Below are 14,114 nucleotides of genomic sequence, written 5' to 3'. Positions count from 1 at the left end.
GATGAAAATGCAACTGGCAGAAATTGCCAAGGCAATTAATTCAACTTGTGAGGGCAACGAGCAAACTGTTATTACTTCTGTTGTCTTTGATTCAAGAAAAATTACAGCTGGCGGCTTATTCGTCCCATTGAAAGGAGAAAGGGACGGACATGACTTCATTGATAGCGCAATCAACAATGGGGCCAGTGCCACTTTATGGCAAAAGGGTCACCCCAATAAGCCTAATAATATTGCAATTCTAGAAGTTGAAGATCCTTTAACTAGTATGCAACAGCTAGCACAGTATTATCTTAATAAAGTTAATCCAACTGTAGTTGGAATAACTGGTTCTAATGGCAAAACTACTACCAAAGATATGACCTCAGCTGTTTTGGCTAAAAGGTTTAACGTTCATAAGACTGATGGGAACTTTAATAACGAAATTGGTGTGCCAATGACTATTTTGGAAATGAAACCTAATACAGAGATTCTGGTTTTGGAAATGGGAATGGATCATGCAGGGCAATTACATTTATTAAGTGAGCTTACTCATCCGGATGTTGCTGTAATTACAATGATTGGGGAAGCCCATATTGAATTTTTAGGCTCGCGGGCAGCAATTGCTGATGCGAAGATGGAAATTACTGATTTTTTGCGTGAAGACGGCGAACTTATCTATAACGGTGATGAACCGCTTTTGCAAGCGCGAGCTAAGAAAATTAACCAAGCAAAAGTTACCTTTGGCCTAGCAAAAAATGATACAGTTTATATGACAGGTTATCGAAGTTATAAGCGTCATGCTACATTTACGGTTAACAATTCTGATAATCAATTTACTATTCCCATGATTGGTAAACATAATGTTTCTAATGCACTATCGGCTTTGTGTGTAGGGCGTTATTTTGGTGAAAGTGATGAAGAAATTGCAGCTGCTTTGGCTGGCTTTACGCCTACTGCTAACCGAATGGAGTGGGAAAAAGGCGATGTAGGCGAAGACATTATGAGCGATGTCTATAATTCAAACCCGACAGCTGTACGTGCTGTTTTAACTAGTTTTGGTCAAATTGAAGTACCAAAAGATAGCAGACGGATTGCCGTTTTAGGCGATATGTTAGAATTGGGGCAACAGTCGGATAGTCTCCATGCTAAATTAGCGGATTGTCTTGACCCACAAGTAATAAATGAAGTATATTTATTTGGCTCAGAAATGAAGAATTTAGCAAATGTTCTCAAGGGAATATATTCCGATGAGCATTTGCATTATTATACAAAAGATCAGATGCAGCACATGATTGCTGATTTGAAAAATGATATTAAGCCGCATGATATAGTTGTTCTTAAGGGATCGCATGGCATGCATCTGGAAAAGGTACTAGAGCGGCTTAGATAGGAGAATTTAGTGAAATTTTCGGAATTAGGATTAAATGATGAGCTTTTAAAAGCTATTAAACGTTCAGGCTTTGAAGAAGCGACACCAATCCAGGAAGAGACAATTCCCCTTGCTTTAGCAGGCAAGGATGTAATTGGTCAAGCACAAACAGGAACAGGTAAGACTGCTGCTTTTGCTTTACCAATCTTACAAAATTTAGACAAAGATAAGAAGGTAATTCAAGCCTTAATTATTGAACCGACTCGTGAACTGGCAATTCAGACGCAAGAAGAGCTTTTTCGCTTAGGACGTGATGAACGTGCCCGTGTGCAGGTCGTATATGGTGGGGCGGACATTAGTAGACAGATTCGTTCACTTAAGAATCATGTACCAGCGATTTTAGTTGGTACCCCCGGAAGACTACTCGATCACTTAAAGCGTAAGACAATTAATTTAGCAGATGTTAACACTATTGTTTTAGATGAAGCTGACGAAATGCTTGATATGGGTTTTATTCAAGACATTGAAAGCATTTTAAGTTATGTTAAAAATCGCAAGCAGACTTTACTTTTCAGTGCAACTATGCCTAAGCCAATTATGAATATTAGTGAAAAGTTTATGGATAATCCAGAAATAGTCCGAATTAAGACTAAGGAACTAACTGCTGATTTGATTGATCAATATTATGTTAGAGCAAAAGACTCTGAAAAATTTGACATTATGTGTCGGTTAATTGATGTTGAAAGTCCTGATTTAGCAGTGGTTTTTGTGCGAACAAAGCGACGTGTTGATGAGGTTACACGAGGCTTGCAAGCCCGCGGCTATAATGCAGCTGGAATTCATGGCGATTTATCACAGGCACGAAGAATAAGTGTTTTAAAACGCTTTAGAGCTAGTAAACTTGATATTCTAGTTGCTACCGATGTTGCTGCGCGTGGGTTAGATATTTCAGGCGTAACGCACGTTTACAACTATGATATTCCGCAGGATCCAGATTCATACGTCCACCGTATTGGACGTACGGGTCGGGCTGGTCAAAATGGGAGCTCTATTACCTTTGTTACACCAAATGAATTGGGCTATATGAGAACAATTGAGCAATTAACCAAGAAGAAGATGACCCCGCTTGCTCCACCTTCAGATGATGAAGCTTTAAGAGGCCAGTTGAAACTTGCTAAGACTAAGGTTGAGGATTTGCTAAAGGAAGACTTGACTAAATATGCTGCTGATGCTGCTGAGTTATTAGAAAATTATTCGGCTATTGATTTAGCAAGTGCCTTACTTAAGAATTTATCAAAAGATTCTTCTAATGTTGAAGTCAAAATCAGTTCCCAAAAGCCATTACCATATAAGGGTGGCGACGGGCGTCGCAGCGGAAACAGAAGTCGCGGCCGTGGTAATTACCGTGGTGGAAGCCGAGGTCATAGTAATTATCGTGGTGGTAATCGTGGACATGGTAATTATCGCGGTGATCGTTCACATAAAGCAAATAGCAGTCATAGTTTTGTGATTAAGAGTAAAAAGGATTAATGATTTACAAAATAATGAGTTGGCCTGATGTACAACTCTTTTTTTGTATTATACTTTTTTATATGAGGTAAAAAAATGATTGTAGGCGTAGGTATTGATGCTATTGAAGTTGAACGTGTGGCAAAAATTGTGACCAAGGGCGATTCTTTTGCAAAAAAAGTTTTAACGCCTAAGGAATTTGCTCAATATCAAAAGATGGTTAATAAGCGAAAAGTAGAATATTTAGGTGGTCGTTTTTCAATAAAAGAATCTTTTTCTAAGGCCATGGGGACTGGACTTGGAAAAGAAATTGGATTACAAGATGTTGAAACGCTGTGGGATAAGGTAGGGCATCCGGTGACAACTTCACCAAAGTTTACTGGTAAAATTTGGTCGAGTATTACCCACGACAATCATGAAATAGTCACATTAGTTGTTTTGGAGAAATAAAATGATTCCAGGAATACATCGTCCGGCTGCTGTTTGTGTTGATTTGGCAGCTATTAGGCAAAATATAAAAGAAGAAATAAGACATTTAGAACCGGGGCAAAAATTGTTTGCGGTTGTTAAAGCTAATGCGTATGGACATGGGGCTGTACAAGTTGCTCAAGAGGCAGTAAAAGTTGGTGTGAGTGGTTTTTGCGTGGCTATTTTAGATGAGGCCTTAGAGTTACGTCAAGCAGGGATTGTTCAGCCAATTCTAGTCTTGGGTGTAACACCACCTAAATTTGTTTCGCTAGCTGCTGCTAATGATATTTCCCTAGCAGTTCCCAATTTAGCGTGGTTAGAAGATGCAGAAAAAATCTTAGTAGCAGAAAATGCAGATTTAGTTCTTAAAATACATTTGGCGATTGATTCTGGGATGGGGCGAATTGGTTTTAGTGAGGATGCTGAATTTCTCAACGCTAATAATTTTTTATTAAATAATCCTAATTTTTTTGTTGAAGGACTATTTACTCATTTTGCTTCAGCTGATAGTAGTGATGATACTTACTTTAAAAGTCAAGTTCAGCGCTTTAATCATTTAAAAAAATTGCTTAAAGTAAAGCCCAAATGGATTCACGTGGATAATACGGCAGCTAGTGTTTTTAATAAGGGTGTTCATAGCGATTTAGTGCGCTTTGGAATTGGAATTTATGGTTTGAATCCATCCTCAAATCCTACTAGTCCAGATTTGTCACTAACAATTAAATTAAAACCCGCCCTTTCATTTGAAAGTGAACTAGTGCAGGTGCACACCATTCATGCCAATCAGGGGGTAGGCTATGGTTCAACTTATGTTGCAACTAGTGACCAAATAATTGGCACGGTACCAGTAGGATATGCTGACGGTTTTATTCGTAAGTTTCAGGGCTTTAAAATAAAAGTAGGAAACGAATATTGCCCAATTGTGGGACGAATATGTATGGATCAATTAATGGTGCGATTGCCTCATGAAATGCCCGTGGGTACAGAAGTAGTGCTGATTTCTAATGACCCACTAGCTCCTAATAATATTAAGGCGGCAGCTGATTACGTTGATTCAATTCATTATGAAGTAGCTTGTTTATTAGATGATCGCTTACCGCGTAAATATTACGGGCAATTGAATTGCTAATCAAAAAAAGACATTGCAAAAGCAATGTCTTTTTTGTCAATGAAATTAATCATTAATTGGCTTATTGAGATAAACTCCTGGATTTTCATCGCTCATAATGGTCATGCCAGCTTGTAAATCTTCAATTTCTGCAACTACGTAACCCTTATGTTCTAATTTACCAACAATAGTTTTCAGTGTTTCTTCACTCACACCAGCCGGAAGAGTAAATAAGATTCGGCGAACGAAATTATGACTTTGCTGAGCAGTAGATGCATCTAAACTCATTGTTCCAGCGATATTAGAATATTTATTAATAATTTTTGCCATTTTTACTAAATTACCATTTGAATTATCGGTTAAAACGGTGAGGACATACGAACCGGTTTTAAGATTCCATGCATCAGATAACATGTCTAATAAGCGAGAGTGTGTTAAAATACCATAGAACTTACCGCTTTCATCTAGAACAGAGATGTAAGGTAGGTCTTTTATTGTGAAGAATACTTTAAAAAATGGTGAATTAACTTTAATTGTTTTAGTTGCGTTTTTAAGTAGATGTGTTACTGGTAAATCCATATCTTTTCCTTGGGATTTATGGCGGTAAATATGCATCTTATAAATATTTCCACGAAAAATAGTTCCAGTATCATCTAAAATAGGTACACATCTGTAGCCCGAATCTTCTAAAGTTTCCAGGGCTTCAGCTAATGTAGCATGTTCGTTAACTGTTGTTAGATAATCTTTTTTGATAACTAAAGATTTAATAAGCATGAAACTGCCTCCATTATAAAAATTGTTCTAGATAATTATAACATAAATAGTATATTAATTAGATAAGTATTAAAATTAAAATATTGGATAAATAGAGTTTAGCACGTACAGGATAATTAAAAAAGATTTTTATTTCACATGTACATGTAAATGTAAGTATGCTTATTAATTATCCTATGAGGTGGCTATACTATTCATTAATACGATTAAAAGTAAGGGGAATTACTAATGAAATTAATTGTTGGTTTAGGAAATCCAGGTAAAAAATATGATGGTACCAAGCATAATACAGGCTTTATGGCGCTAGATTATTATTTAAAGCAAGGTTCCCTTCAGCTTGAGCGCGAAAAGTTTGAAGGCAGATATATTAAACAAGTTATTAAGGGTGAAGATGTTATTTTTCTTGAACCACAAACTTTTATGAATGAATCTGGCCGCTCAGTTGCCCAATTTGCCCACTTTTTTAAAATTAAGGCACAAGATGTTTTGATTATACAAGATGATATGGATCTACCATTAGGAAAAATTAGAATTCGGGCAACTGGTAAATCTGGTGGGCATAACGGAATTAAAAGTATCATTCGCGATCTTGGCACTAGTGATTTTAACCGGCTCAAAATCGGTATCAAACATCCAGCTAATGTTACTGAAGCTAGTGTTATTTCGTGGGTTTTATCCAAATTTAGTATGGAGCAACAAAAATTAATGGATAATGCTTTTGAAATTAGTAGTGATGTAATTACTGATTTTATTACTGGTAAGGGTTGCCAATTTTTGATGAATAAATATAATTGATATGCGTTTAACTAATTTAATTGAAAAAGATCAAGAATTAACTAATTTTATAGCTAAAACAGTTAATGTGAAAAATTCACTCATCACCGGTGCCAATGCTGGTGCTTTTAGTGTACTTTTATGTCAGCTAGTAAGTGAGCTTGACCGACCAATAATTTTAATTGAAGAGAATGAAAACAAGGTGCAAAAGCTCTATGGTGAATTAAAGCAGTTAATGCCAGATGGTAGAGTACAGCTTTTTCCATTGAATGCAACGATTGCTACCCAAGCAGCAGTTAGCTCACCGGATGAACTGAGTAGTCGAATACAAGCACTTAACTTTTTATTAACTGGTGAACAAGGAATTGTGCTAACTACCCCACAAGGGATGCAATACAAATTGTCTAATCCTAAAGAATATCAAGCTGTAAGGCAAGAATTTAGGGCTGAAGCTGAGTACGATTTAGCTGATTTAACAAGTTGGTTGGTTAGTTCAGGGTATCGACGGGAAAATTTAGTAGCTAAACCAGGAGAATTTGCTTTACGAGGTGACATTTTAGATATTTATCCTCTAGATCGTGAAAATCCAGTTAGAATCGAATTCTTTGGTGATCAAATTGATACTATGCGCGAATTAGATTTAGCTAGTCAGCGTAGTCAAAAAGAAATTAAGGCTTTAACAGTAGGACCAGCGCAGGATCATGTTTTTACTGCACATAACTTTAAAAGTGCAGTTAAGCAAATTGAAGTTGCAATGGCCGATGCTCCAGCACCGAAAGAAGAAGTGGAAAATCATTTTACTTCAATTTTAGCGAATTTGAATGATAATAATTTACCCCAGAACTATTCTTTTCTAATTGACTTCTTACTTTCTAATTCAAGTAGCATTTTAGATTATCTAACTAAAGATGGCTTAATTGTATTGGATGATTGGTCTTTAATTAATCAGTCAATTAAAACAGTAGATCAGCAAAATGCAGACTTTATTGCTGACGAATTGAAGACCGGTGCAATGTTGCCAGGGCAAGTAGTGCGCAGTGATTTTTATAAAAATTGGGCTATAGACGGGCACCATCATGTATATTTTTCCCCTTTTCAAAGGAGTATTGGTCGAGTTCGGTTAGGGCAACTCCTTGATTGGCAAACTAGACAGCCTCAAGAGTTCTTTAGTCAGATGCCGCTGTTGAAAACTGAAATTGAGTCTTATCAAAAAAAGAAACAAACGGTTATCTTGCAAGCAGATAATATTCAAAGAGCACAGCAAATTAAGCAGACTTTAGCTGAATTTGGTTTAAATGTTCCCATAGTTGAAGCTGATCAGTTAATTGAGCAACAAACGCAAATAATTGTTGGCTCATTTATGCGTGGCTTTTCTTTACCTAATAGTAAGTTAGTTTATTTAACTGAACAAGAATTATTTAATAAACCCACTCACCAACCCTCAAAAATTAAAACATTAGAAAATGCACAGCGTTTACGTAATTATACTGAGTTAAAACCAGGCGATTATGTTGTGCACGTCAATCACGGGATTGGCCGTTTTGAAGGAATTAAGACGCTAGAAAACCAAGGAATTAAGCGCGATTATATTACTATAACTTATCAACATGGTGATCAGTTATTTGTTCCAGCTGATCAATTAAAGTTGGTGCAAAAGTATGTTGCTTCAGAAGGAAAGCAGCCGCATATTAATAAATTAGGTGGCAGTGAATGGGCTAATACCAAGCGTAAAGTTCAGTCTAAAGTTGAAGATATTGCAGATGACCTGATTGAACTTTATGCAAAACGTGAAGCAGAAAAAGGTTTTGCTTTTGCTCCGGATGATGAATTACAACAGCAGTTTGAAGCTGCTTTTCCTTATGTTGAAACAGCTGACCAGTTACGCTCGACTAAAGAAATCAAGCATGATATGGAACAAGAGAAACCAATGGATCGTTTATTAGTTGGTGATGTAGGTTTTGGTAAAACTGAAGTGGCATTACGGGCTGCCTTTAAAGCGATTGAAAGTGGTAAGCAAGTGGCTTTTTTAGTGCCAACAACTATTCTGGCTCAACAACACTTTGAAACAATTCAAGATCGATTTAAAAACTTTCCAGTTAATTATGCAGTCTTATCAAGGTTTCAAACTGCAAGTGAAACCCAAAAAATTATTGCTGAACTTCAGGCGGGTAAGCTTGATTTAGTTGTAGGTACGCACCGACTTTTATCTAAAGATGTGCAGTTTAAAGACTTGGGACTGCTAATTGTTGATGAAGAACAACGATTTGGCGTTAAGCACAAAGAACGTCTAAAAGAACTAAAAGCTAATATTGATGTATTAACACTAACAGCTACGCCAATTCCAAGGACCCTACATATGTCAATGGTTGGTGTACGTGATCTTTCGGTGATGGAAACACCGCCTTCTAACCGTTTTCCAATTCAAACTTATGTCATGGAGGAATTGCCAAGCGTGGTCAAGGATGCCTGCTTGCGTGAAATGCAACGCGATGGGCAAGTCTTTTATTTACACAATCGAATTGGTGATATTGATGATGTGGTAGTCAGGTTACAAGAGCTATTGCCTACGGCTCGAATTGCTAGCGTACATGGTCGAATGAGCAAAAATCAGATGGAGGATATTTTATATCGCTTTTTAAATCGCGAATTTGATATTTTGGTCACAACTACAATTATTGAAACAGGTATTGATATGCCTAATGTAAATACGATGGTCATTGAAAATGCCGACCATTATGGTTTAAGTCAGCTTTATCAGTTGCGCGGACGAATCGGGCGTAGTGCAAGGTTGGCTTATGCCTATTTCTTATATCAGCCTAATCGAGTGTTAACTGAAGTGGGTGAAAAGCGCTTAGAAGCGATTCGTGATTTTACTGAATTAGGTTCAGGCTTTAAAATAGCAATGCGTGATTTGTCAATTCGGGGTGCTGGCAATATGCTTGGAGCACAGCAACATGGCTTTATTGACAGCGTAGGGTATGATTTATATTCACAGATGCTCAGCGATGCAATTGATAACCGCAGGGGTAAGCATAAAGTCAAAAAGAGTAATGCGGAAATTGAGCTAGATTTTGAAGCTTATATTCCCGAAAGTTATATTAGTGACCAAGAAGAAAAAATCGAATTTTATAAAAAAATCAAGGCTGCTAATTTTGATGAAATTCAGGAAATCCAGGATGAATTAATTGATCGTTTTGGTGATTATCCTGAACCAGTTGAAAATCTTTTGGCAATTTCAAATTTAAAACTTGAAGCTGACTTAGCCCAAGTGTTGAGTATTATTAGAGTAAAGCAACAAATAAAAGTTGAATTTGATGTTTCAGCTAGTAAAGAATTGACTGGACCTAATATTTTTAAAGCTTTAGAACATGTTTCCTTAAAAGTCAAAATTAATTTAAATCCACAAAAGCACTTGGTTGTGCTGTTGACGCTTTTAGATAATATGTCTAAGAGACAGTTGATTAATGAACTAATTAAATTTATGAGTGCAGCAAGTGATATTATTCAAAGATAAGAATTGAGGCAGAACAATGAGAATTGATAAATTTTTGAAAGTTTCCCGTTTAGTTAAAAGACGGCCAATTGCTAAAGAAATGGCTGATCAAGGACGAATTAGGGTAAACGATAAAGTAGTGAAGTCAAGTTACGAGGTAAAACTTGGTGACCTGATTGAGGTTGGTTATGGTTCCAGAACAGTTAAAGCAAAAGTGTGTGCTATTCGAGAAACAACTAAAAAAGCTGAAGCAAGTGAACTTTATGAATTAGTTGATTAAGCAACTTAGATATATGACATTTATTTTAGTCATTGTTATAATTGAATTAGGATCAATTTAATTTATATAGGGGAAAGCCATGAAAGGACCACGTATTTACAATTCGCCAGGTGAAAAGGAGCAACTAGCTCTTCTAGTAAAAAAGCAGCGGCAGCGTGAAAAATATATAAAACATGTTCATCGAGTTCGGCGTAGGCTAATTGCTGGTGGTTTTGTGATTTTATTTGTGTTGTTGGGTATGCAAATAATGCATACGTATATGCAAACAAAGCAAATAAATGATCAAGTGCAGACCTCTAAGCAAACACTTAGCGAACTTAATGAGCAAAAACGTAGTTTATCGATTAAACGAGATAACTTGAAAGATTCAGATTATGTAGCTAAATTGGTTCGTTTTAAATTTTTATACTCTAAGCCAAATGAAACAATTTATAATTTACCTGAGGAAAAAAATAAGGATCAATGAAGTATCAAGTAGGACAGCGTATTACAGGTGTGATCAATAAAATTACAGATTTGGGTATATTTGTGACACTACCCAAAAACAAGTTTGGACTGATTCATCATAAAGATTTTGGGGCTAACTGGTTACACGAACGGCAAAATTATCACAGTGGTCAAGCTATAAGGGTGGTTGTTATCCACAATTATCGCGGGAAAATAAGTCTGTCAAAAATGCGGGTAAATGATTCACAGCTGATTGATCAGACCAATGATTTTTTGCAAACAAAAAAGGAAAATTTTTTATCTGTTTTGGCTGAGACCGTAAGTAATAGCCAGACAGAAATCAAAAAATTAGAACAAGAACTGGTTATCTATGCAAATTGAAAATTTTTTTAATCAAAGAAAAATTTCTTTATCTGCTAAAACTTTAGTTGTCGCCACAAGTGGTGGGCCAGATTCAATGGCATTACTGGATATGCTCTATAAATTAAGGGGTAAGTATAATTTTAGATTAGTTGCGGCACATCTAGACCACCAATTAAGACCTGATGCTCATCGTGAAATTGAGGTAATTAATAACTATTGCCAAAATAAAGAAATTGCAGTAGTAAATGAGTATTGGCCAGTTGAAATGCATCCGGAAAAAGGCATAGAGGCAGCTGCCCGTGCGTACCGCTATTCATTTTTGTTACGAACAGCTAGGGCTAGACATGCTGATTATTTGCTAACAGCGCATCATTTGGACGATTTAATAGAAAATATTTTGCTTAAATTTATTCGTTCAGGGAATCCAAGTGAAATGAATAATTTGCAGGCTATAAGTCATTTTCAAGAATTTCTGTTATTGAGGCCCTTGTTATCAATGGAAAAGGCGGCTTTATTCGCCTATGATAAGGCTAATCATATTCCTTTTGTGATTGATCAAACTAATGACCAGGATGATGTTTTACGGAATCGCTTACGTCATAATGTTGTTCCGCTTTTAAAAAAAGAGAATCCATTAATTGGACGTAATGCGTTGCGATTTAGTAACCAAATTAATTTATTGCTTTCATTAGTTGCCCATCGATTTGATCAATTAGTACAGCCAGAACCTTTTGTTGGGGTATCATATCGCTTACCGATAAGTACTTTATCCACTTTGTCTAGGGCAGAACAAATTTCTTATTGGCAATATTTTATTTGGCGCACTTGGCATAGACGTGTTAATGAAAACTTATCTGGCTTTAAACTTATTAGTTACCAAGGCTATTTTTATTTATGCAAAAACAAGCTACCAGTATTAGAAAAGAGCAAATCGATTAAGATCGATTATGAGTTTTCCTTTAATCAGCGCCGCTTCATAATTAGTAGAAGCAAACCGGAACATGGAACTTTAATTGATTGCTTTAAAGCGCCAGCTAAAGCTAAATTTAGTGTAGGACTTTTAGCTCAAGGTAAAAAATTGCCTTTAAAGAATGGCCATCATGTGCTAAGTAAAAAAAAGTTTGCGGAAAACAGTATCCCTAACTTATTACGGCCATATTGTTTAAGCGTATATGCAAATGGTGTTACTGTATACGTGGAACATACGTATCACAATCAGTTGGTTAGTGAAAATGAACAAAAATATTACATATATGCGATCAATTGATAAGAAATTTTAAAAAGATAGAGCATTAGTGAAATTTGTGATAAACTTTTATTCGTGTATCTATAGAAACTTTGCGGAGGTTTTTTATGAAGAATAACCGGAATCGGCTGTTTTCAAATGGTTTGTTCTATTTAGTTGTTTTCCTTTTGTTAGTAGCAGGAATCAACTGGGCACTTGGTGGATCTAATAGTTCTGGTGGTAGTGAAAATATTAGCTATTCAGAATTTGTAAAAGATTTAGATCAAGGTAAAGTTAAAAGTTTTAACGTTCAGCCTGCCAATGGTGTGTATACGATTTCAGGAAGCTATAAGGAAGCACAAAATAGTAAAGAAAAATCAAGTTTTGATTTTTTTAATGATAAATCTGTTGCAAAAGTAGATCACTTTTCTACAACTATGCTTCAGAATGATTCAAGTGTGTCTAAAATACAAGATTTAGCTCAACAAAATGGTACAAAAATGACCACTCAGGGTGAGTCACAATCTGGTAACTGGATTTCTACTATTGTAATGCTAGTGCCGACAATTCTCTTTATCGTTTTACTTTGGATGATGATTAGCCAAAGTGGCGGTGGTCGAGGTGGCAATGGCGGAATTATGAATTTCGGTCGCTCACATGTTAAACCAGAGGATCCAAAGAAAAATAAAATTCGTTTCTCTGACGTTGCAGGTGAAGAAGAAGAAAAGCAAGAGTTAGTTGAAGTAGTTGAATTTTTAAAAAATCCAGCTAAGTTCACTAAACTTGGAGCAAAAATCCCATCTGGAGTTTTATTAGAGGGTCCTCCAGGTACGGGTAAAACTTTGTTAGCCCGTGCTGTAGCGGGTGAAGCCAATGTGCCGTTCTTTTCAATTTCAGGTTCTGATTTTGTGGAAATGTTTGTTGGGGTTGGGGCCAGTCGTGTGCGTGATTTATTTACTAATGCGAAAAAGAATGCCCCAAGTATCATTTTTATTGATGAAATTGATGCGATTGGTCGTCGCCGTGGTAGTAATGCCAGTGGTGGTGGTAATGATGAACGCGAACAGACTTTAAACCAGTTGTTAGTGGAAATGGATGGTTTCGAAGGAAATGAAGGCGTAATTGTTATTGCTGCCACTAACCGGTCAGATGTTTTAGACCCAGCGTTATTGCGACCTGGTCGTTTTGACCGTAAGATTTTAGTGGGTTCACCAGATGTACGTGGACGTGAAGCAATTTTGCGGGTACATGCTAAAAACATGCCACTTGCAGATGATGTTGATTTAAAAGAAATCGCCCGGCAAACCCCAGGTTTTGTTGGTGCTGATTTAGCTAACCTATTAAATGAAGCTGCTTTATTAGCTGCTAGACGTAATGGATCAGAAATTACTGCTCTTGATTTAGATGAAGCTGAAGATCGTGTTATTGCTGGTCCAGCTAAGCGTAATAGTATGATTTCACAAAAAGAAAGACAACGAGTTGCCTTTCATGAAGCGGGGCACTCAATTTGTGGTTTGGTTTTAAGCGATTCACGTACTGTACGCAAGGTTACTATTGTTCCCCATGGTCGTACTGGTGGTTATAATTTAATGATGCCTAAAGATGATCAATTCCTTCTGACTAAAAAGCAATTAATGGAACAAATTGTTGGTTTAATGGGTGGACGTGCCGGTGAAGAAGTTGTTGTAGGTGATCAATCAACTGGAGCATCGAATGACTTTGAACAAGCAACTGCAATTGCTCATAGTATGGTAGTTAATTATGGTATGACTGATTCTTTAGGAATGGTTGAATTAGAAAAAGAGGGTGAAACCAATCCATATGGCTTAAAGCCGTATAGTGAGGCTACTTCGGCTAAAATTGATGAAGCAGTCAGAGAAATACTTGATGAAGCTCATACTCAGGCGGTTGAGATTGTAAAGAATAATCGTGAAAAACACCGCATTATTGCTGAAGCATTACTTAAATATGAAACGTTAGATGAAAAGCAAATTATGGCACTCTATACCACTGGTAAGATGCCAGAAAAGACTGAGCAAGAATATCCTAGCGAATCTAAAGTTTTAACTTATGAGGAAGCTAAAGCTGCGGCTGAGAAGAAAGACAATCATAAGGAAATTATGGCTGATGGTAAGTCGGAAACTCCCGCACAAAAAAACCAAGAAGTAGAAGCAAGAAATCCTGAAAATCCGGTGAAAGCCAAATCTTCACTTGAGTCTAAGGAGTCTGATTCTAATAAGTCTGAGTCAGTTGCAAAAACTGATAAAAATGAAAATAAAAAGGCTTCGGATGATCATCCGCAAGACTAATTACAAATAGGGCCTA

Annotated in this window: 12 protein-coding genes; 11 read left to right on the top strand and 1 reads right to left on the bottom strand. The window is 36.5% G+C overall.

Going from position 1 to position 14,114, the window contains the following annotated elements; genetic code table 11:
* The first annotated feature begins 1 nt into the window (after window position 1).
* The 4 genes from murF (at window position 2) to alr (ending at window position 4,454) form a co-directional block, all read left to right on the top strand.
* Complete coding sequence (gene murF, locus F5ESL0225_RS06535) at window positions 2–1,369, top strand: UDP-N-acetylmuramoyl-tripeptide--D-alanyl-D-alanine ligase (protein ID WP_122048102.1); 1,368 nt, start codon at window positions 2–4, stop codon at window positions 1,367–1,369.
* A 9-nt stretch (window positions 1,370–1,378) separates the two neighbouring features.
* On the top strand, window positions 1,379–2,878 hold the full coding sequence (locus F5ESL0225_RS06530) for a DEAD/DEAH box helicase (protein WP_122022160.1): 1,500 nt from the start codon (window positions 1,379–1,381) through the stop codon (window positions 2,876–2,878).
* Between the two features lie 75 nt (window positions 2,879–2,953).
* Window positions 2,954–3,307: a holo-ACP synthase gene (gene acpS / locus F5ESL0225_RS06525; protein ID WP_122022159.1), complete on the top strand. Its 354-nt coding sequence runs from the start codon at window positions 2,954–2,956 to the stop codon at window positions 3,305–3,307.
* A 1-nt stretch (window position 3,308) separates the two neighbouring features.
* The gene (gene alr / locus F5ESL0225_RS06520; RefSeq protein WP_122022158.1) at window positions 3,309–4,454 is read left to right on the top strand and encodes an alanine racemase; all 1,146 of its coding nucleotides are present in this window, start codon (window positions 3,309–3,311) and stop codon (window positions 4,452–4,454) included.
* A 45-nt stretch (window positions 4,455–4,499) separates the two neighbouring features.
* On the opposite strand, the gene cbpA is transcribed toward alr, so the two are convergent.
* Window positions 4,500–5,207, bottom strand: coding sequence for a cyclic di-AMP binding protein CbpA (gene cbpA / locus F5ESL0225_RS06515; protein WP_090092378.1), 708 nt, complete (start codon window positions 5,205–5,207; stop codon window positions 4,500–4,502).
* Between the two features lie 228 nt (window positions 5,208–5,435).
* Between cbpA and pth the strand changes: the two genes are divergently transcribed.
* The 7 genes from pth (at window position 5,436) to ftsH (ending at window position 14,098) form a co-directional block, all read left to right on the top strand.
* The gene (pth, locus tag F5ESL0225_RS06510) at window positions 5,436–6,002 is read left to right on the top strand and encodes an aminoacyl-tRNA hydrolase (RefSeq protein WP_090092376.1); all 567 of its coding nucleotides are present in this window, start codon (window positions 5,436–5,438) and stop codon (window positions 6,000–6,002) included.
* Between the two features lies 1 nt (window position 6,003).
* Entirely contained in the window at window positions 6,004–9,495 is a 3,492-nt protein-coding gene (mfd, locus tag F5ESL0225_RS06505; protein WP_122048101.1) for a transcription-repair coupling factor, read from the top strand.
* A 16-nt stretch (window positions 9,496–9,511) separates the two neighbouring features.
* Window positions 9,512–9,754, top strand: a complete 243-nt coding sequence (locus F5ESL0225_RS06500) for an RNA-binding S4 domain-containing protein (protein ID WP_118896006.1) — start codon at window positions 9,512–9,514, stop codon at window positions 9,752–9,754.
* 79 nt (window positions 9,755–9,833) lie between these two features.
* Entirely contained in the window at window positions 9,834–10,220 is a 387-nt protein-coding gene (locus F5ESL0225_RS06495; protein WP_122022155.1) for a septum formation initiator family protein, read from the top strand.
* A complete protein-coding gene (locus F5ESL0225_RS06490; protein WP_122022154.1) occupies window positions 10,217–10,582 on the top strand; it encodes a S1 RNA-binding domain-containing protein in 366 nt (121 codons plus the stop codon). The genes F5ESL0225_RS06495 and F5ESL0225_RS06490 overlap by 4 nt, the downstream gene beginning before the upstream one ends.
* Complete coding sequence (gene tilS, locus F5ESL0225_RS06485) at window positions 10,572–11,831, top strand: tRNA lysidine(34) synthetase TilS (protein ID WP_122022153.1); 1,260 nt, start codon at window positions 10,572–10,574, stop codon at window positions 11,829–11,831. Before F5ESL0225_RS06490 ends, tilS begins: the two co-directional genes overlap by 11 nt.
* 86 nt (window positions 11,832–11,917) lie before the next feature.
* Window positions 11,918–14,098, top strand: coding sequence for an ATP-dependent zinc metalloprotease FtsH (gene ftsH / locus F5ESL0225_RS06480; protein WP_122048100.1), 2,181 nt, complete (start codon window positions 11,918–11,920; stop codon window positions 14,096–14,098).
* The last annotated feature ends 16 nt before the right edge of the window (window positions 14,099–14,114 follow it).

This window comes from Lactobacillus sp. ESL0225, assembly GCF_003692905.1.
GTDB lineage: Bacteria > Bacillota > Bacilli > Lactobacillales > Lactobacillaceae > Lactobacillus > Lactobacillus bombicola.
This window is presented reverse-complemented; position numbering and strand designations above follow the sequence as displayed.